This window comes from Furfurilactobacillus rossiae DSM 15814, from assembly GCF_000428925.1.
In the GTDB taxonomy this organism is placed as follows: domain Bacteria; phylum Bacillota; class Bacilli; order Lactobacillales; family Lactobacillaceae; genus Furfurilactobacillus; species Furfurilactobacillus rossiae.
Genome location: NZ_AUAW01000001.1, coordinates 446883 through 466289, shown reverse-complemented (window position 1 = coordinate 466289; position 19407 = coordinate 446883). Strand labels below are relative to the sequence as shown.

Here is a 19407-nt window from a genome sequence, read left to right as displayed (position 1 = left end):
TGCAATTACAGCCTCATGCACTGATTTACTTGATATTCGGAGCCGCTTGGGTAAAATTATGGTAAACATAAACTAATATTTCAATTAATTGAGTCAAACGCATATTTATTGCTGTACTTAATACGTTTGACTCAAGAGGGATGGTCTGTTAATGAAGCCAAATGTAGTGCTATATGGGACCGGGAGATTTAATCAATTATTGTTATCCAGTCTAATCGCGTTGGATTTACCAATTGGCATGGCTGTTATGGATTCAGGGGATGTTGCTGCTGATCAGCTTTATGCGGATACACAGGTCGCTGCTGAAGGCTGCACGAATTTGAACGTTAAAATTGCGACACAAACTGATCTAGTGACAGCGGATGCAATTATTTTCGGTGATATTGCGCAGATGGAAGCTGGAACGGAACGCGATGATGCATTAAGCGTTGTGATGCCCCGTTTACGAAACTTTATTCGTGAGGCAATGGCACAAGGCTTTAAGGGGAAGATGATTGTCGCCAGTCAATATGACGATTTGTTGACATACTTTGCCCAGAAGTTTTCCGGTGTTGGCGTCAGTAACTGCATTGGCGTTGGGACATTAGCCCACACAACGATTTTAAACAATACTTTAGCGCGAACATTTAACGTGCCGCTTGATAGTCTTCATGCCTACGTAGTGGGAATTGCCAACGATCACTTGATTGCTTGGAGTCGGTCAACGGTCGGACCGGCACCGGTGCTGTCGTTGATGGCCAATGAGGATATTGATTTCGATGCTGCCGAATTAGGTGAGATTGAACAACAGCTGAATGCAACTGCTATTTCGACGAACGATGCGTTGCGCGCTCAATCAGTAATTAAAATTTTAAGGGGAATCTTTTTCGATCGTCCGTTTATTGGTTCTTTAACAAACTTGCTGACGATTATTGAAGAACGAGTGACACCACTCAGCACGCCAGTTCGTGTCAATGCAGCGGGGGTTTCAAAACTTGTTGATGTAAGTTATTCTGATTTGGAGCAACGTCAATTAGACGAAATTGGGAGTCAGGTTCGTGATAATACATTGGCGATTGAAAAAGGAAGCTTAGAAGAGGACGATGATGAAGACGAACATTGATTTACCGTTGGACGACCAATGGTCTCGTCAAGAGATTGTTGTTGCCACGCGTTTATACGAATTAGTTTTGGAAGCCAATGAGACCGGTGTCAATCGGGAAAAATTACTGGCAGCGTACGATCTATTTACACAAATGATGCCGTCAAAAGGTCAACGTCGTCAGTTAGACCGGCAATTTGAAAAACAGGCTGGCGTCAGTATTTACACGACAATTAAACAGGCTCAGAGTAGTCCTCGCAAACGGCTACGAATTGAGTAAACGTCATTTTGAAAAATGATTAGTGTAAAAATGTAGAAGGGAACAATTAGATGCAAGAAGCAACGTATCAAAAGTGGAATGCACAAGTTACGGCCTGGATTGATGAGGCGAAGGCTAATATTTTAGAGCACTTTCATGAACCGCTAGACGTTGAACAAAAGTCTGGCCGGCGTGATTTGGTTACACAAGTCGATAAAGAAAACGAACAACGTTTTGTGGCCCATATTCGCGAGTCAGATCCAACTGCGCGCATTCTCGGCGAAGAGGGACTTGGCGATGACGTTCAAGATGACAAAGGGCGGCTGTGGATCATTGATCCGCTGGACGGCACGATGAACTTTGTCAAACAACGGGATGATTTTGCCATTATGCTGTCACTTTACATCGACGGTGTGGGTCAGGCTGCCTGGTTGTGTGACGTCATGGGGAACCGGTTATTTCATGGCGCTAAAGGCCTAGGCGTTTGGCTCAATGATGCTAAAATGACAGCTCCTGCCAATTTACCGTTAAGTGAGGGATTGGCAGCGTTGTCCGGTCCACTAGTTACTCACGATGTGGATCATATGCAGGCGATTGCGGCGGCAAGTTTAGGCATGCGAATCGTTGGCAGTGCAGGCATTGCTTTCACTAAAGTCTTACGCGGTCAGCAAGTGTGCTATATCTCATATTTAAGACCTTGGGATTTTGCGACAGGAAAAATTTTGGCAGAAGAACTTGGTTTAGTAGTGTCCACAGTTGACGGTCAAACGCCGACTGTGCTATCATATGGCGTTGTATTAGTAGCTACGAAGCAGGCACAAAAAGCTATTGTTGCCATGCAAACCGCGTAATGTCGGACTGTGACACGAGTTAACGAGGAGTCACAGTTTTTTTACGCCTTGTATAAGGGCGCGCGCTACCGATTAATTTTAAGTTATTTGAAACGAAGGGAAGTTACACTTTGAAAACTAGAGACGATATTCGTAACATTGCTATCATTGCCCACGTTGACCATGGTAAAACAACTTTAGTTAACGAATTATTGAAGCAATCCGATACGCTGGATTCCCATACGGAAATCGCGGATCGTGCAATGGATACGAACGCAATCGAACAGGAACGTGGGATCACGATCCTGTCAAAGAACACAGCCGTTAAGTACGGTGACAAGCAGATCAACATCTTGGATACACCAGGACACGCGGACTTCGGTGGTGAAGTTGAACGTGTTATGAAGATGGTTGATGGTGTGTTATTGGTTGTGGATGCCTATGAAGGAACTATGCCACAGACACGTTTTGTGCTTAAAAAGGCATTGGAACAACACTTGACACCAATCGTTGTCATCAACAAGGTGGACCGTCCAGGTGCTCGCCCTGAAGAAGTCGTTGACGAAGTGCTTGATTTGTTTATCGAACTTGGTGCGGATGAAGACCAATTGGAATTCCCAGTTGTTTATGCTTCTGCTATGAACGGGACTTCTTCATACGATTCAGACCTGTCTACGCAAGAACATACGATGAAACCAATCTTTGATACCATTTTAAAGACGATTCCAGCACCAATCGATAACGAAGACGAACCTTTGCAGTTCCAAGTTGCTTTATTGGACTACAACGATTTCGTCGGTCGTATCGGAATTGGCCGGATTTTCCGTGGGAAGATCAAAGTCGGCGATAACGTTACTGTTATGAAGCTGGACGGTTCAACACAGAACTTCCGTGTAACGACTTTATATGGTTTCCTTGGTTTGCAACGGGTTGAAGTTAACGAAGCCAAGGCTGGTGACTTGATCGCCGTTTCCGGGATGGAAGAAATCAACGTTGGTGAAACTGTGACACCACAGGATCACCAAGAAGCATTACCTGTTTTGCGGATTGACGAACCAACTCTGCAAATGTTATTCCGGACGAACGACTCACCACTTGCTGGTCAAGAAGGTAAGTTTGTGACAACTCGTCAGCTGGAATCACGTTTGAAGCAGGAATTGCATACTGATGTTTCATTGCGTGTTGAAGACACCGACGAACCAGATGCATGGATGGTTTCTGGTCGTGGTGAACTACACTTATCAATTTTGATTGAAACTCTTCGTCGTGAAGGTTATGAATTACAAGCTTCACGTCCAGAAGTTATCTATCGTGAAATCGATGGTACGATGGAAGAACCATTTGAAGCCGTTCAGATTGACACACCAGAAGAATATGCCGGATCCATCATCGACTCCTTGTCTCAACGCAAGGGTGAAATGAAGAATATGGAAAACACTGGTAACGGTCAAACTCGCTTAGAGTTCTTGGCGCCTTCACGTGGTTTAATCGGTTACTCAACTGATTTCTTATCCATGACGCGTGGTTACGGGATTATGAACCACACCTTCGACAAGTACATGCCAGTTATTAAGAACTGGAACCCAGGCCGTCGGAACGGGACTTTGGTTTCAATTAACCAAGGTACTGCAACTACGTATGCCATGATGGGTGTTGAAGGTCGTGGTCAATTGTTCATCGATCCTGGTACCACTGTGTACGAAGGTATGATTGTTGGCCAGAACAGCCGTGAAAACGACATTTCTGTCAACGTTACCAAGGGTAAGAACATGACTAACGTTCGTTCTTCAAACAAGGATATGACTGCTACAATCAAGACGCCAACACACTTGACGCTTGAAGAATCACTCGAATTCTTGAACGAAGACGAATATTGTGAAATCACACCTGAACACGTTCGTTTGCGGAAACAAATTTTGGAAACAAATGCACGTGAAAAAGCTTCTAAGCGTCGTAAGGCTGCTGCCCGCGACAACTAAATTCGTTTTTCAAAGCCCTGTCCATGTGACAGGGCTTTTTTTTATCTCGCGGTACAGCTACTGACAAAACTTAGCATTATAGGCTGACTTGTGAAACGCTAATTGTGATTAGTAATCCTATATAAAAAATGAGGTTCTGCGCGGGTGAATCCTGGTTTCAATGGAGGTGTTTCCAATTAGCATCTTACTAAATACTCATCACACAGTTAAATGTTAAATAAAAACCGTAGATGATTGGCTTGTCGGTAAAGCAGTCGTGAGCGTATGCTATAATATGAAAAGAATTTTTTTGTGAGGAAAACGATGTGAAAAAGTTTAAGATTCTTGATTATTATATTTTAATTCCGTACATCGTTCTCAGCCTGGTTGGTATCGTGATGGTGTACTCAGCTAGTGCGAATGTGGCTCTCAGTAACGGTAGTACCCCAAACGGATACTTGATTAAACAGACCGTGTACGTAATTATCGGGCTTTTCTTAGCCGCATTTTTTTATTGGCTACGCCTATCAGTGTTAAGACAGCGATCCTACGTCGAAATTGCGACATATGTCATGTTCGGTCTGGTGCTGATCGTGTTGGTTATCGGTGCGAGGATCAACGGGGCCAAGGGCTGGATTAATTTGGGCCCAGTAAACATTCAACCTGAAGAGTTTTTAAAACTTTATATTGTGCTTTTCTTGGCCCACTATATGGATTCACATCAGGTTAGTTTAGAAGAACGTTATTGGCATACGATGCGTGCACCGTTAATTTTGTTTGCCATCATGATTGGTTTAGCCCTGATGCAGCCAGACACTGGTGGTGCAGCGATTGATTGGTTTATTATTTTGATCATGATGTTGAGTAGTGGTAACAAACACAATGTGCCTACCGAAATTGTTGGTGTTTTGTTCATTGGCTATTTGGCAATGCTAGGCTTTTTGTCACACACAAACTTAAACTCGCCAATGTGGACTAAGCATTATCAATTGCAGCGGTTTGTGGCCTTTATCGATCCATTTGGGACGATTAAAACTGTTGGTCGACAGCTTGTTAATTCATACTATGCGATTAGTAATGGCGGCTTGTTTGGTCGCGGTTTGGGCAATAGTATTCAGAAAATGGGCTATCTGCCAGAACCTAACACTGATTTTATTTTGGCAGTAACGAGTGAAGAGTTGGGTGTTATTGCAGTGCTAGGGATTCTGGCCTTGTTAGGAACAATTGCTGGGCGGGCCATCCAGATCGGCAAACGGGCATCTACAATGTATGAATCGTTAGTTTGTTATGGCATTGCAGCGCTCATCACCGTGCAGTCATTGTTTAATGTCGGCGGTGTCGTTGGTGCATTGCCTATCACTGGGGTGACTTTGCCGTTTATTAGTTATGGTGGTTCATCTATGTTAGTGCTGTCTATGTCAATGGGCATTCTCTTAAATATTTCTGCCCGTGAAAAGCGCGCACAACTGGCTGAACGTGCTGAAAGGGCAACTGTTAAATGAGCTGAATTTTATGTATAAACTAATTCATATGACAAAAATATCGAAATAAAAAAGTAAGGAGGTTGTATTATGAGCGAGGAAAAAGCAGATCAAAATAACGGCTCAAAGGGTTCAACTGGTAAAAACAAACAAGCACCGCGTCGCAATAATCACCATCCACGTCGTCGGTCCAAATCAAATCAACAAAGAAACAATAAACCTAATGACCGTGCTAATGAAGAAGAGAAACAGGATAAAACTGTTAAAACAGCAAGTGATGACGGCCGTCAAAATCGATCGGCAGGTCAGCTTCGCCGTCGTCGTTCACAACGTAAACCCAACAAACCTTCGAGACAGGATAATGTACATACTGCCGAAAAGACGGTTACTGCATCACATTCCGTTAAGACGAATTCACATGGTGTAAAACGCGAATCAGAACAAAAAAGGACGGTTTCTCGGTCCCATAGAAACAGAACAACGACGCACTCATCGATGAATCATTCAAAAAGTGAAATTCAACATGAGAAAAATTCAACAACGGTGTCTGAAAAAAGGACTGACGGGCAAAACGTTCCTGCTAAATCTGAGGAGGTCGTCGTTCGCGCTAATCTGGCTGATGCCTTTGTTAATCACGACCCTGAAAAATTGGTGCCCCAAGCTCGTCAGGCGTTGCATGTGTTTGTGCGCAATTTGCGTCAGGTTCGGCAACTTAGGCGATTCGGTGATATTGAATACATCTCAAAGAAGCTACACTACGTTGTCATTTACATGGATCAGGATGACATTAGCCGAAATCAGCAAGCAATCAACAAGTTATCGTTTGTTCGGCGTGTAATGGTCAGTGAACGGCCTGAAATTGATCCGTTTGTTGGCGAAGGGGTTAACGCTAATTTTGTGACCCATACGGAGAATGACGGTGCGGCTGATGCCATCCCTGACACTGACCAGACGACTGCTGATCGTTCAGGATCAGCAGCAACAAAATCGACGGAGGCACATTAATGCGAGTGGTTGCAGGCGAGTTTGGTGGACGACCGTTATCAGCAGTTCCAGGGTCGTTAACGCGCCCCACTACGGACAAGGTCAAAGAAGCCATGTTTAGTATGATTGGACCTTATTTTGACGGTGGTCGCGTATTGGATTTATTTGCCGGATCGGGCGGATTGGCTATTGAAGCTGTATCACGCGGTATGACTGAGGCCGTATTGGTTGACCATCAGTACCAGGCAATTAAGACCATTAAGGCAAATATTGCGGTCACAAAATCAGCAGATCAGTTTACGGTTATCAAGGGTGAGGCTAACAATGTGCTCAAACGCTTGGTTGCTGAAGAACAGCGATTTGACCTAATTTTGTTAGATCCACCATATGCAAAACAGAAAATTATCGATAATCTCAATTTCATGGTAGCAAACGGCCTACTCAATGATGGTGCGCAGGTGATCGCCGAAACAAATCAGGAAGCTCAATTACCAGAAAATTTTGGCGCATTTACGCAAACTCATCATCGGGACTATGGCATTACAGATGTGATGGTATATCGGTATCAAGCATTAAAGAAGGAGACCGGCGAAGATGAGTAAACGAGTTGCGGTTTTCCCAGGTAGTTTTGATCCACTGACGAACGGTCATTTGGATATCATTGAGCGTGCCAGTCGCATGTTTGATCAACTTATTGTTGCCGTTGGCACGAATACGGGCAAGCGACCACTGTTTAGTGTTGAAGAAAAAATTAGTATGATTCAAGCTGTCACGGCAGGATTGCCAAATGTTAGTGTTGAAACAATCAGCGGATTAACAGTTACGTTTATGCATGAGCACCACGCGACCTTTTTAATTCGTGGGTTACGTAATGATCAGGATTTTAATTATGAACGGGATATTGCCAATATGAATCGCACCTTAGCAGAGGATGTTGAGTCTGTCTTTTTGTTGGCGAAACCTGAAAATGCGCAAATTTCTTCCAGTATTCTGAAAGAGATCGTTCATTTTGACGGAGATGTCTCGGCATTTGTGCCAACTGTTGTGTGGACCCATTTGCAGGAGAAGCGGCAACAAGAACGACAAGAGAAGAATTAATAATTGGATGGGGTAATTGAATGAAGAAGAGACGTTGGGGCTGGTGGCTTGGTGGTGCAATCGTCATCGTTGGGCTTCTGGTGATGCGGTTTTTGCCGCTCAATCAGTATATCGAAACGCCCGGAACGGCAGATAACTTACGCGATTTCGTCACGATGCCAACGCGGCCAGACAAGCGCAAGGGTGATTTTATGATTACCTCTGTTTACCAGCAACAAGCGACACCGATTTCTTGGTTGTGGGCACACGTTGATCCACACGCGACAATTTATAATGAGCAAGAAGTAACTGGCGGCGAAAATCAGTCGACTTATAACAAGGTTCAGGGATTCTACATGCAAAGTGCCATTAATCAGGCCATTGCGACGGCGTACAAAGCTGCCGATGAACAGTATACGCGGCAATACCTGGGGATCTACGTTTTGGATGTCTCAAAAACGTCTCACTTTTATCACAAAATTCAGGTCGGCGATACCGTTACAAAGATTGATGGTGTGCATTATGATTCTTCTGTTGGTTATCAAAAGGCGTTGGCCAAACGTAAACTATCGGATAAAGTTGCCATTACATATACACACAATGGTAAAGAGCGGACAACGAAGGCTGGTTTAATTCGTCTACCAGATGGACGTTCTGGGATCGGCATTACACTGACGGACGATGTTAAGGTCAGCACCAAAATTCCGGTTGAAGTTAATGCTGGGCAAATTGGTGGTCCATCAGGTGGTCTGATGTTTAGCTTGCAGATTTACCAGCAATTGACTAATCAAAACTTACGCCATGGTCAAAAGATTGCCGGAACTGGCACCATTAATGCGGATGGTTCCGTTGGTGAAATTGGTGGAATTGATAAGAAAGTTGTGGCTGCTCACAAGGCAGGTGCCAAGATATTCTTTGCGCCATATCTAAAACCAAGCAAGGAAGTCTTGAAGTATGAGGAAGGCCACAAGACGAACTATCAATGGGCAAAAGAAACGGCAAAAAAATACGCACCAGGTATGAAAGTTGTTCCTGTGAGCTCATTTGATCAGGCCGTCAAATATTTACAAACACACAAGTAAATGATTTGGATATAAAGTCATCGGTTGAAAAAACTGATGACTTTTTTTACGTTTGACGAACAAATAACGCTTGTTTGCGTATGTTATGGGTATGGACCATATCAGATAGTAAACAGGAGGATAATTCATGGAATGGCGAGAGGCATTACAAGATGCTTGGCGACAATATCGAGGTTGGCTGTTGGGCGGTCTAGCTGTCATGATTGCAGTGGGTGTCATTGGCACTCAGTTATTAAAACCGAATGATCAACACCGCGACACAAACAATTCAATGAATGGTACATCACAGTCAGCATTTCAATCTGATAGTTCTGGTAGTTTAGCCGATGCGACAACCAAGGTAGCGTCGCGATCAACTAAGCCAGAAACAACTAGTGCGACCACCGTTAATCCAGGAAAGCTTGCTGGGCAAACTGAATCAATGGTTGAGGTAAAAGGCGCTGTTAATCAACCGGGGGTATACCATTTTAAAACCAATATGCGGGTTATTAACGCCATTGAACGGGCGGGTGGTTTGAGGGCTGATGCTGATAGTAAACAAGTTAATCAGGCTCAGACATTGCATGACCAAATGGTGGTTTATGTTCCAACTCATGGCGAGGCGTTGCCATCGACTAATACAAGTGGTGTAGCTGGTGGTGCAAATACAACCACAGCCGGCGATAATGGTGCAACTGGCACCGCTGGGACGGCGTCAATCGAGGGTGACGGTGCCGATGTACCGATCGGATTGAACAGTGCGACAAAAGAACAGCTAACGAAAATTTCAGGAGTCGGTGACAAAAAGGCTCAGAAAATTATCGACTTTAGAACAGAACATAATGGCTTCAAGTCATTAGACGATTTAAAACAAATTTCTGGATTTGGTGAGAAAACCGTTCAAAAGTTGAAACCACATTTAAGCTTGTCGTGAGACACAGACTGGCATACGCTTAATGAAATACATTTAATGAATGGTGGAGGTAACATAATGGCAGATCAAAAGCGGGTTCCCTGGGATCAATATTTTATGATGCAAGCGGTGTTGTTGGCTAGTCGCAGTACTTGTCAGCGGTTGTCTGTTGGTGCTGTTTTAGTCCGCGACAAGCGCGTTATTGCTGGTGGTTATAACGGCTCTGTCTCCGGTGATGATCACTGTATTGATGTTGGTGATTATTTAGTGGATGGCCATTGTTTAAGAACAATCCATGCAGAAATGAATGCCGTTTTGCAATGTGCGAAGTTTGGAATTGCTACCGATGGAGCTGAAATTTATGTAACTGATTTTTCGTGTTTGCAATGTACTAAAATGTTGTTACAAGCCGGCATTACGAAAATTAATTATTTGCGCAATTATCATAATGATCCATACGCAATGCATCTGGTGTCCCTTAAGAATATCGAAGTGAAACAGATCGACATTCCCGAAGATGCATTGACACAATTCCACATTACTAATTACTTGACGGCTCAAGATAGCGATTCACGTTCTCAGCAATGACCATTTCTAACCGGCCACCATGGATTTTCTTGGGATTACTTGTCGGTCTTATTAATGCGGTGATTGTCGGTCATTTTTGGTGGGCTGGACTTGGCATTATTTATTTACTGGTCCGGTGCCTTCACTTAGGGAGCGTCAGAGCACATATGGTTTGGCTCATGAGCGCTGCAGTGTTAGCAAGTGTGTGGTTTAGCTATCAAAACATGCAGTATCAAACGAAAACGTGGTCAACAATCGCAACTCGCCAGCTTAGTCTACGGGTTGAACCGGATCAAATTCAGGTCACCGGCGATACGGCAAGTATTATCGGTGTGACAAAAACAGGACAGCGAATCCGGGCGTTTGGTCATTTAACGAGCAGGCAACAAGCAACCCAATTGCAAGCCATCGATCAACCGACACAATGGCAGGTAAAGGGCACAAATGACTTACTGGAAGGGCCACGGAACCAAATGCAATTTGATCGCCGTTCACAGTTACGTGCCATGGGGATTCATGGCAGTATGAAAATGGCTCAGTGGTTCATTGTGGCACCGAGTCAAACAGTATGGCAGTGGCCAATTGATTTAATGCATCACTGGCGCAAGCAATTATTGCTGTATTTTGCAACATTGCCTACCACTTTGAATGAGTACGCAAGCAACTTGATTATTGGGGCGACAGCTAATGATTTTTACACCCAGAATAGTGGCCTGAAACAATTGGGACTTTTGCATCTATTTAGCATCTCCGGTATGCATGTTGTGTATCTAGTCACGCTTTGCCAATTTATTCTTGCACGATTAGGCGTGCCTCGTGAGCACTCACAACTAATGTTGGCCATTGGCTTGCCACTTTACGCAATTATTGCTGGTGGTTCGGGCACGTTAATTCGCGCTATTCTTATTGGCGAGGCTGGTTTACTTCAGCCGCTCCTTAATCGCAAGCAGTCGACTCAAATAAGTGGCTTGGACATGTGGTCGTTATCGTTAATTGGTGGTGTTACGCTTCAACCGGCGGTCTTGTTAACGCTGGGCGGTCAACTAAGCTATTTGCTGGCGTTTGCGTTAATCTATGTTGCAGTCGAAAAGACATGGTGGCAAACATGGTTAATGAATCTAGTCAGCTTACCATTAATTTTACATACTGTTTTTCAAATTCATGTTCTTAGCACGCCTGTGAATCTATTGGTGATTCCATTGTTTGGTTGGTTCATTTTTCCACTTGTTATTATTGGCGCTTGCTTAGGCGGCGTATTAAGTTGGGTGGCAGGTATCAGTAACACAGTTTTGACAGTGTTTAGTAGTTTGACAAACTGGTTTGGCCAATTACCAGGAATGGTCACGTTTGGACATCTCTCAACATTGTTCACCTGTGTGTGTTTGCTGATGACACTGTTGGCTATTGATGAGCGACGGACACGAGTTCGATGCAGGTGGCTCATTGCATTAGCGATAGTTTACGGAATGGCGTTCGTGACGATTCATTGGCCAATGGATGGTGAGGTTTCGTTTATTGATGTTGGTCAGGGTGATAGCATTCTTTTAAGGACGCCATTTAATCAGCATGTTTCGTTAATTGATACGGGTGGCAAAGTGGGATTTTCAAAGCCGTCGTGGGCGCCCACTCTCCCGGGGATGACCAATGTTGAAGCTGTGACAGTCAATTATCTTCATAGCCGTGGTATCAGTGAAATTGACGATGTAAACTGCAGTCATCAAGATGCTGATCATATCGGAGATGTAGGTCGACTGTTGCAATTGATGATAGTTCACACATTGACGATTCCTGCTGGTATGCGCCAGTCGCGCGGTTTTCAGACGAAAATTGCCCCTTATCTGAAGCAAACCAGAGTCATCGAGCTGACTGCTGGTCAACAACCTGCAAATTTTCCGTTTACCATTTACCATCCGTTTCATCCAGGACCAGGTGGAAACGAGGATTCAGTGTCACTAGGCACAATTAGGAATGGGGTTCGATTTTTATTTATGGGTGATTTGGACCGGGCCGGTGAACGAGAAATTTTGCAACATTACCCGAGGTTGACCGCTGACGTGTTAAAACTAGGTCATCATGGCAGTGACACCTCTAGTGACCCAACGTTTATTAAACAAGTGGCACCTAAAATTGGGATTATTTCAGCCGGTCGTGAAAACCGGTATGGACATCCCAAACAAAGCACGCTAACGACACTGATCCAGAAACATGTTGCAGCCGTTAATACAGCGGACACTGGCATGATTAGTTATGTTTATGACTGGCTTGGCAACGCTCATTGGCAGACGATACTGCCGACACGCACACCGATTGCTGGTTCGCCCCGATAGTTTGTGGGCTGGATGAAACTTAATAGGGTATAATGGTGAAACGAGCTCAAACGTATTAAAAGGCGTCATGTGATGAGTAAATAGCAGCTTGATGGAAGGAATGAAATGGCAACGATGAAAATTGCGGAGTTAACACGACAATTGGCTGGTTCAAACATTCAGCCACTATATTTAGTGACGGGGACTGAACGGTACCTGCTTAATCAAATTCGAGCGCAATTTAAGGCGATCATTCCAGAAGACCAGGCGCAAATGAATGTCGGTAGCTATAACATGGTCCAAACACCGGTGGCCGTGGCGCTCGATGATGCTATGGCGATGCCCTTTTTTGGCGAGCATCGACTGGTTATCATCGATGAACCTTATTTTTTAACAGGCGAAAAGAGTAAGTCAAAGGTCGACCATGATTTAGATGCCTTGCTTAAATTTATTGAACACCCAGAGACAACTACAATTCTAGTTTTCTTCGCACCATACGATAAACTTGATAATCGTAAGAAGTTAGTTAAAACCTTGAAAAAAGTTGCTGTCAATGTGGACGCGTCGCCATTGAGTGAGCGGGATGCACGTCAATTTGTGGAGCAGCAGGTTGACCATGATGGCTATAAATTCGGTCCTGGTGCACTGGATACTTTAATTCAGCGCACTGGTGCTGATTTGTCACTGATGATGGCCGCATTAACTAAACTGGAGTTATTCGCAGTTCAAGATCATGTAATGACAACGGTAGCTGTTACCGGTTTAGTGGCACAATCTTTGGATGACAACGTGTTTGATTTGGTGAATGCGGTTTTAGGCCGAAATGTTAAACGAGCGGTGAGCTTGTATCATGATCTGTTAGCAACTGGAGAAGAACCACTGCGAATTAACGCCGTCTTAGTTAGTCAATTTCGTTTGTTGCTACAGGTGAAGGTGTTGGCTAGCCGCGGATTGAGTCAAGGTTCTCTGGCAGGTCAACTAAAAGTGCATCCATACCGGGTGAAATTGGCCTTGCAAAGTGATCGTCACTTTTCTCAACGTGATTTGAGTCGCGCTTTTTTAGGATTAATCAATATTGAAACGCAGCTGAAGCAAACGCAGGATGATCCAGAATTGCTTTTTAATTTATTTATGTTGCAGTTTACCAATCAAGCTGCATAGTCCTCCTCGGCTTGATATGAATAAAATGGAGCTACGACGTAAGTCCGATTTGAGAACAAGCATTAACGAAAAACTGACTCATTCCCGATCTGGGGAATGGGTCAGTTTTTCGTTAAGCGGAATTATCAGGACTTGGGAGCACGATATTGCTCACATCATTCGTCCCAGATAAACTTATGTCACAATTTCATTTTGTGTTGCTAAGGGGAATTGAGTAAAAATATGTAAAAGAAAAACCATCATCACGAATGATGATGGCTAAGAATTTACTTTGCTAAGCGAGCAGCTAAACGTGACTTGTCACGTGAAGCCTTGTTCTTCTTGATCAAACCTTTTGAGTAGGCGTGGTCAATTGCGGCGCTCGCGGAACGGTATAATTCTTCAACGTTGTCTGCACCAGCAGTTACAGCTTTTTCAAACTTTTTAACTGCAGTCCGTTCTTCGCTCAATTGAGCAGTGCGACGTGCTTTGGCAATTTCGTTAGTCTTAACACGTGCAATGGCTGATTTTGTAACTGGCATTAATTTCACCTCCGGAGCGTTTGACCCACGTCAAACAAATTTCAACAGTCATCATTATACAAGAGGCTTACGACCAATGCAATAAATAAATGCAGAAGCGTCAAGGAAATTCACTTGACCGCGGCACGAGTAGCGTACTTTTGCTTGCAATTAGCGGTGTGATTAGATAAACTATTAACCGTGCTAAAGCATGACCCTTACTTAGTTTATCGCCACCACTTGGCGTAGACTCGGTATGCGGTGACAATATTTGAAAGGTGGATTTTATCCATGGCTATTACACAAGCAGAAAAGAATCAGATCATCTCAGAATACGCACGTCACGATGGTGACACGGGTTCTGCAGAAGTTCAAATCGCAGTTTTGACAGCTGACATCAACCAATTGAATGCGCATTTACAAGTGCACACTCACGACTACCACTCACAACGTGGTTTGTTAAAGAAGATTGGTCACCGTCGTAACTTACTGCGTTACCTGCGTAACACGGATATTGAACGTTACCGGACGTTAATCCAAAAATTGGGTCTTCGTCGGTAATCGTTGTTCGACCGAAGTGTGTGAAGAGGGCTACCCATTGTGGGTGGCTCTTTTTTATTTATTCACGATAATGGCAGATCATCAACTGGTTTGAGAAGCCGCCAGCTGGGCAATTGATTGGCTTTTAAGATGGAATATGATAAGCTACATATAACTGATTGTCCCGAAGAAAATAGGTTATTTTAATAGGTTTTTTTGTGGAGTTGCCGCTCCTTTAAACACATCAAACTTAATAGCGATGTGAGGCTGCTTGCGTACTGAGATCAAAATGACGATGAATCACTATTTTGATTAAACTATAGACAAGCCGGTAAAAATGAATTCTTAAAGATGACCGTTAGAGAAACAATTAAGTAAAAAAAGAAATTTTTAATATGAGGTGAATGAATTGAGTAATCAGATTCGAATTATTCCGTTTGGTGGCGTGCGCGAAAACGGGAAAAATATGTACGCGTTGGAAGTTAATGACGATATTTTTATTTTAGATTGTGGTTTGAAGTATCCAGAAAACGAGCTATTGGGAATTGATATCGTCATTCCTGATTGGAATTATTTACGGGAACATGCGGATCAAATCGTCGGTGTGTTTTTGACACATGGACATGCAGACGCAATTGGCGCATTGCCATACTTCGTTAGTGAATTTAATGTGCCTGTTTTCGGTTCAGAACTAACGATTGAATTAGCAAAGTTGAATGTGGAAAATGATCCAAAATCTAAGCAATTTAACGACTTTCACGTTGTTGATGCTGATACAGAAATTGATTTTGGAGAGGAAACAGTCTCGTTCTTTAAAACGACGCACAGTATTCCAGAATCACTGGGAATTGATGTTAAGACACCACTCGGACAAGTTGTTTATACCGGTGACTTTAAGTTTGACCAGACCGCTGCACCTTTTTATCAAACAGATTTAGCTCGTTTGGGTGAAATTGGCAAGAACGGCGTCGTTGCCTTGTTAAGCGATTCAGCCGGAGCAGAACAATATGGCGAATCAGCAACCGAAAATCAAATTGCCAACTTCGTTAAGGACCAGTTTGCTGCACATGAAGGTCGAATCGTGGTCGCCAGTGTTGCGTCTAACATTTTACGAATGCAACAAATTTTTGATGCCGCTGCTGCGACGGACCGCAAGGTTGTATTAATGGGGCACGATTTGGAGAAAATTGTGCGGACAGCAATGCGCTTGGATAAGTTGGAATTGCCATCTGATGACCTATTGGTTAACCCTAAAAACATGAAGTCCTTATCACCTGAACAGACCGTTATCTTGGAAACTGGCCGGATGGGTGAACCCATTAAGGCCCTTCAGAGAATGGCAACGGGTGAAGATCGTTATGTCAAAATTGGTGAAGGTGATTTGGTTTTCATTACAACCACACCATCGCATGCAATGGAGACAACGGTTGCTAAGACGCGTGATCTAATCTTCCGTGCAGGCGCACATGTGCAAGCAATTTCCGACAGCTTGCAGTCATCCGGGCATGGTTCACCAGCAGATTTACAGTTAATGATTAACTTTATGCATCCGGATTATTTCATTCCAATTCAGGGTGAGTATCGGGTTCTAAATCGGCATGCTAAGTTGGCAGAAGAAACGGGGATTTCGTCTGATCATATTTTCTTAACACAACGTGGCGATTCACTCATCTATAACGGTGAGGCACCAATGCACTTAGCAGAGAGCATTGAAGTTGGCAACACGATGATTGACGGAATTGGCGTCGGTGATATCGGTAATATTGTACTTCGGGATCGCAAGATTTTATCTGAAGATGGTATTTTTATTGCAGTGGTTACGATTGATCGTAAGAAGAAGCAAATCGTCGCCGAACCTAAACTGACATCTCGAGGATTTGTCTACGTGAAAGCTAGTCGTGATTTAATGCGTGAGGCTAGTGAATTGGTCACGAAAACGGTTCAAGATAACTTGGATAACAAAGAATTTGACTGGGGTCATTTGAAACAGGATGTGCGCGAACATCTTGGGCGTTATCTATTTGATCAGACCAAGCGTCATCCAGTTATCTTACCGGTGATCATGGAAGTGAACCAACACGCCCATCATGCCCGGACAAAGAAAAACACAGTAAAAAAAGCAACTGAACAGGAGTAATTTATGTCGAAAGACACATTGAATGGTCGCCAGCGTGAAATGTTTGATAAGGCTAATCAAGCTTATCAGGACAAAGATTACGCGCAGGCGGCTTCTTTGTTAGAAAATATTTATAATGAAGTTCAAAATCCACAAATCAATCATTTATTGGTTGAGTCACTTTACCTACATGAGGAATATTCGAGAGCGCGCGCTTATGCGGATGACTATTTAAATAGTTATTTAACCACAGCAACCGATTTTCGGTTCTTACTGACGCTATTGTTGCGCGTACATGAATTTATTCTCGCACATGAAATTGTTGCGGGTGTCCGTGATAAGCAACTCAAACAAACGGGTCTTGACATGATTGAGGGAGCCGAAAACGAGGCTCGTTTGGACACAAAAGTGACCTTAACAACGATTGCTAAGCAGTTTTATCACATGAGCGACTATTCAGCGGCTGAGCAACAGGGACGTTTCCAAGCGGCACTAAAGTTGCCGCTAGCAGAATTCAAACAGGGAGCACAGTACTTGCTGGTCGATCCTTATTTACATCCATTATTTGTTGTTAGCATTTTGGAAGTCTTTCAACGTTTGCACGATGAAACCGCGGTAACGTTTCAATGGTTGGATAAAAAACGTTATACCGTGGTTCCCAATCAACTCAATTCGTTACAAGATGATCAAATGTACAAACAGGTACAGCAGTCATTGACAGAAAAGTTAGCAACTAAAGACCCCGTGGCTTACAATCTGTTAAGTCAAGAAGTGCGGTTGCAATTGACGTTGACTTATCCGTTTGTTAGTCGGGTAGTCACGGACGCAGACGGGTGGGTGGATAATTTAATGGCAGTTTATCAAGGAAAGCCATCTAATGGTTCCGACGAGATTGCAACGTGGCAGTCGCGGCTGGAAAAATTAACGGCTGAATTGTTGGCTAATGATAATCAGGGCTAAGAACTTATAGACTGAAACTGCCTGCCGTTGTTAAAAATTTGTGGCTTTTGTGTTTACAAAAGTCATGGCAGTATATATAATGTTTAAGGATTCTTGGGCTGAGACAATGAAAACTCAGTGTTTTCATTTTGTTCTCAACCGAGGATGTAGTATACTATTTTATAAAGACTTGTCAGGGCATACCTGACATTCTTCTATCACACACTGGAGGTTTTCATTTTGGCTAAAGAACATTATGAAAGAACTAAGCCCCACGTTAACATTGGTACTATTGGCCACGTTGACCATGGGAAGACTACTTTAACTGCTGCTATTACTAAGGTATTAGCAGAAAAGGGATTAGCTAAGGAACAAGATTACGCTTCTATCGATGCTGCCCCTGAAGAACGTGAACGTGGTATTACGATCAACACTGCCCACGTTGAATACGAAACAGAAAAGCGTCACTATGCACATATTGATGCTCCTGGACACGCGGACTACGTTAAGAACATGATCACTGGTGCCGCTCAAATGGACGGTGCTATCTTGGTTGTTGCCGCAACTGATGGTCCTATGCCACAGACGCGTGAACACATTCTGTTAGCTCGTCAGGTTGGTGTTAACTATATCGTTGTCTTCTTAAACAAGACTGACTTAGTTGACGATGACGAATTAGTTGACCTTGTTGAAATGGAAGTTCGGGAATTACTTTCCGAATACGATTTCCCTGGTGACGACATTCCTGTTATCCGTGGTTCAGCTTTGAAGGCTTTGGAAGGCGACCCAGAACAAGAAAAGGTTATCTTACACTTAATGGACGTTGTTGATGAATACATCCCAACTCCAGACCGTGACATGGACAAGCCTTTCTTGATGCCTGTTGAAGACGTATTTACGATCACTGGTCGTGGTACTGTTGCTTCAGGTCGTATCGATCGTGGTACTATCAAGGTCGGTGACGAAGTTGAAATCGTTGGTTTACGTGACGAAACTTTGAAGACTACTGTTACTGGTCTTGAAATGTTCCGTAAGACTCTTGACTTAGGTGAAGCCGGCGATAACGTTGGTGCTTTGCTACGTGGTATTGACCGTGAACAAGTTGTCCGTGGTCAAGTGCTTGCTGCTCCTGGTTCAATCCAGACGCACAAAAAGTTCAAGGGTGAAGTTTATATCCTGACAAAAGACGAAGGTGGTCGTCATACACCATTCTTCTCAAACTACCGTCCACAATTCTACTTCCACACCACTGATATCACTGGTGTTATCGAATTGCCTGATGGCGTTGAAATGGTTATGCCTGGTGATAACGTTACGTTCACTGTTGAACTTATCGAACCAGCTGCCATTGAAAAGGGTACTAAGTTCACTGTTCGTGAAGGTGGACACACTGTTGGTGCCGGTGTTGTTTCTGAAATCGATGACTAATTTAGACTTTGTCTAAATGTTCATCAGTGTCAGTTAATGACATTCACGAGTGCTTAGCTTAGGCTAGGCACTTTTTTTATACATAATCCTAGTTAATCCCTCTCGATACACGTGTTTTTTAGCACATTTATTTACTTTCGCGGGTGGTTACGTTACACTATTAGGCGTATGCAATTTATCAGAAGTTTGGTGACAAACTTCAACTG

18 protein-coding genes are annotated in these 19407 nt (G+C 43.5%); 17 read left to right on the top strand and 1 reads right to left on the bottom strand.

Annotation, left to right across the window (positions count from 1 at the left end; translation table 11 throughout):
* Nucleotides 1-151 precede the first annotated feature (151 nt).
* The 13 genes from G400_RS0102315 to holA all read left to right on the top strand — a co-directional run bounded on the left by G400_RS0102315 (nucleotide 152) and on the right by holA (nucleotide 13678).
* Nucleotides 152-1102 carry a Rossmann-fold NAD(P)-binding domain-containing protein gene (locus G400_RS0102315; RefSeq protein WP_017262041.1) on the top strand — a complete coding sequence of 317 codons (951 nt, stop codon included), beginning with the start codon at nucleotides 152-154 and terminating at the stop codon, nucleotides 1100-1102.
* Nucleotides 1083-1361: a UPF0223 family protein gene (locus tag G400_RS0102310; RefSeq protein ID WP_081495853.1), complete on the top strand. Its 279-nt coding sequence runs from the start codon at nucleotides 1083-1085 to the stop codon at nucleotides 1359-1361. The genes G400_RS0102315 and G400_RS0102310 overlap by 20 nt, the downstream gene beginning before the upstream one ends.
* A gap of 50 nt (nucleotides 1362-1411) precedes the next feature.
* Complete coding sequence (locus tag G400_RS0102305; protein WP_017262039.1) at nucleotides 1412-2191, top strand: inositol monophosphatase family protein; 780 nt, start codon at nucleotides 1412-1414, stop codon at nucleotides 2189-2191.
* Between the two features lie 110 nt (nucleotides 2192-2301).
* Nucleotides 2302-4149, top strand: a complete 1848-nt coding sequence (typA, locus tag G400_RS0102300) for a translational GTPase TypA (protein WP_017262038.1) — start codon at nucleotides 2302-2304, stop codon at nucleotides 4147-4149.
* Between the two features lie 305 nt (nucleotides 4150-4454).
* Complete coding sequence (locus G400_RS0102295) at nucleotides 4455-5630, top strand: FtsW/RodA/SpoVE family cell cycle protein (RefSeq protein WP_017262037.1); 1176 nt, start codon at nucleotides 4455-4457, stop codon at nucleotides 5628-5630.
* A gap of 69 nt (nucleotides 5631-5699) precedes the next feature.
* Complete coding sequence (locus tag G400_RS15615) at nucleotides 5700-6614, top strand: YlbG family protein (protein ID WP_017262036.1); 915 nt, start codon at nucleotides 5700-5702, stop codon at nucleotides 6612-6614.
* Nucleotides 6614-7195 (top strand): 16S rRNA (guanine(966)-N(2))-methyltransferase RsmD, encoded by a 582-nt coding sequence (gene rsmD / locus G400_RS0102285; protein WP_017262035.1) that lies wholly within the window; start codon nucleotides 6614-6616, stop codon nucleotides 7193-7195. Before G400_RS15615 ends, rsmD begins: the two co-directional genes overlap by 1 nt.
* Nucleotides 7188-7691, top strand: coding sequence for a pantetheine-phosphate adenylyltransferase (gene coaD, locus G400_RS0102280; protein ID WP_017262034.1), 504 nt, complete (start codon nucleotides 7188-7190; stop codon nucleotides 7689-7691). The genes rsmD and coaD overlap by 8 nt, the downstream gene beginning before the upstream one ends.
* Before the next feature lie 20 nt (nucleotides 7692-7711).
* Nucleotides 7712-8752 (top strand): SepM family pheromone-processing serine protease, encoded by a 1041-nt coding sequence (locus G400_RS0102275; RefSeq protein WP_017262033.1) that lies wholly within the window; start codon nucleotides 7712-7714, stop codon nucleotides 8750-8752.
* A gap of 127 nt (nucleotides 8753-8879) precedes the next feature.
* The gene (locus G400_RS15610; RefSeq protein ID WP_017262032.1) at nucleotides 8880-9665 is read left to right on the top strand and encodes a helix-hairpin-helix domain-containing protein; all 786 of its coding nucleotides are present in this window, start codon (nucleotides 8880-8882) and stop codon (nucleotides 9663-9665) included.
* A 57-nt stretch (nucleotides 9666-9722) separates the two neighbouring features.
* On the top strand, nucleotides 9723-10232 hold the full coding sequence (locus G400_RS0102265) for a ComE operon protein 2 (protein ID WP_017262031.1): 510 nt from the start codon (nucleotides 9723-9725) through the stop codon (nucleotides 10230-10232).
* Nucleotides 10229-12538 carry a DNA internalization-related competence protein ComEC/Rec2 gene (locus G400_RS14270; protein ID WP_081495852.1) on the top strand — a complete coding sequence of 770 codons (2310 nt, stop codon included), beginning with the start codon at nucleotides 10229-10231 and terminating at the stop codon, nucleotides 12536-12538. The genes G400_RS0102265 and G400_RS14270 overlap by 4 nt, the downstream gene beginning before the upstream one ends.
* Nucleotides 12539-12652: 114 nt before the next feature.
* A complete protein-coding gene (gene holA, locus G400_RS0102255) occupies nucleotides 12653-13678 on the top strand; it encodes a DNA polymerase III subunit delta (protein ID WP_026017156.1) in 1026 nt (341 codons plus the stop codon).
* Nucleotides 13679-13944: 266 nt separating this feature from the next.
* On the opposite strand, the gene rpsT is transcribed toward holA, so the two are convergent.
* On the bottom strand, nucleotides 13945-14199 hold the full coding sequence (gene rpsT / locus G400_RS0102250; RefSeq protein ID WP_017262028.1) for a 30S ribosomal protein S20: 255 nt from the start codon (nucleotides 14197-14199) through the stop codon (nucleotides 13945-13947).
* Nucleotides 14200-14469: 270 nt separating this feature from the next.
* On the opposite strand from rpsT, the gene rpsO reads away from it, so the two are divergent.
* The 4 genes from rpsO (at nucleotide 14470) to tuf (ending at nucleotide 19201) form a co-directional block, all read left to right on the top strand.
* Nucleotides 14470-14739 carry a 30S ribosomal protein S15 gene (rpsO, locus tag G400_RS0102245; RefSeq protein WP_017262027.1) on the top strand — a complete coding sequence of 90 codons (270 nt, stop codon included), beginning with the start codon at nucleotides 14470-14472 and terminating at the stop codon, nucleotides 14737-14739.
* Nucleotides 14740-15127: 388 nt separating this feature from the next.
* Complete coding sequence (locus tag G400_RS0102240) at nucleotides 15128-16855, top strand: ribonuclease J (RefSeq protein ID WP_017262026.1); 1728 nt, start codon at nucleotides 15128-15130, stop codon at nucleotides 16853-16855.
* Nucleotides 16856-16858: 3 nt separating this feature from the next.
* Nucleotides 16859-17794 carry an outer membrane protein assembly factor BamD gene (locus G400_RS0102235; protein WP_017262025.1) on the top strand — a complete coding sequence of 312 codons (936 nt, stop codon included), beginning with the start codon at nucleotides 16859-16861 and terminating at the stop codon, nucleotides 17792-17794.
* 219 nt (nucleotides 17795-18013) lie between these two features.
* On the top strand, nucleotides 18014-19201 hold the full coding sequence (gene tuf / locus G400_RS0102230; RefSeq protein ID WP_017262024.1) for an elongation factor Tu: 1188 nt from the start codon (nucleotides 18014-18016) through the stop codon (nucleotides 19199-19201).
* The last annotated feature ends 206 nt before the right edge of the window (nucleotides 19202-19407 follow it).

Bases quoted from the DNA above. Each gene is read 5' to 3' on its own strand.
- G400_RS0102315 (WP_017262041.1), top strand. From the start codon at position 152: ATGAAGCCAAATGTAGTGCTATATGGGACCGGGAGATTTAATCAATTA.
- G400_RS0102310 (WP_081495853.1), top strand. From the start codon at position 1,083: ATGATGAAGACGAACATTGATTTACCGTTGGACGACCAATGGTCTCGT.
- G400_RS0102305 (WP_017262039.1), top strand. From the start codon at position 1,412: ATGCAAGAAGCAACGTATCAAAAGTGGAATGCACAAGTTACGGCCTGG.
- G400_RS15615 (WP_017262036.1), top strand. From the start codon at position 5,700: ATGAGCGAGGAAAAAGCAGATCAAAATAACGGCTCAAAGGGTTCAACT.
- rsmD (WP_017262035.1), top strand. From the start codon at position 6,614: ATGCGAGTGGTTGCAGGCGAGTTTGGTGGACGACCGTTATCAGCAGTT.
- coaD (WP_017262034.1), top strand. From the start codon at position 7,188: ATGAGTAAACGAGTTGCGGTTTTCCCAGGTAGTTTTGATCCACTGACG.
- G400_RS0102275 (WP_017262033.1), top strand. From the start codon at position 7,712: ATGAAGAAGAGACGTTGGGGCTGGTGGCTTGGTGGTGCAATCGTCATC.
- G400_RS15610 (WP_017262032.1), top strand. From the start codon at position 8,880: ATGGAATGGCGAGAGGCATTACAAGATGCTTGGCGACAATATCGAGGT.
- G400_RS0102265 (WP_017262031.1), top strand. From the start codon at position 9,723: ATGGCAGATCAAAAGCGGGTTCCCTGGGATCAATATTTTATGATGCAA.
- G400_RS14270 (WP_081495852.1), top strand. From the start codon at position 10,229: ATGACCATTTCTAACCGGCCACCATGGATTTTCTTGGGATTACTTGTC.
- holA (WP_026017156.1), top strand. From the start codon at position 12,653: ATGAAAATTGCGGAGTTAACACGACAATTGGCTGGTTCAAACATTCAG.
- rpsT (WP_017262028.1), bottom strand. From the start codon at position 14,199: ATGCCAGTTACAAAATCAGCCATTGCACGTGTTAAGACTAACGAAATT.
- rpsO (WP_017262027.1), top strand. From the start codon at position 14,470: ATGGCTATTACACAAGCAGAAAAGAATCAGATCATCTCAGAATACGCA.
- G400_RS0102235 (WP_017262025.1), top strand. From the start codon at position 16,859: ATGTCGAAAGACACATTGAATGGTCGCCAGCGTGAAATGTTTGATAAG.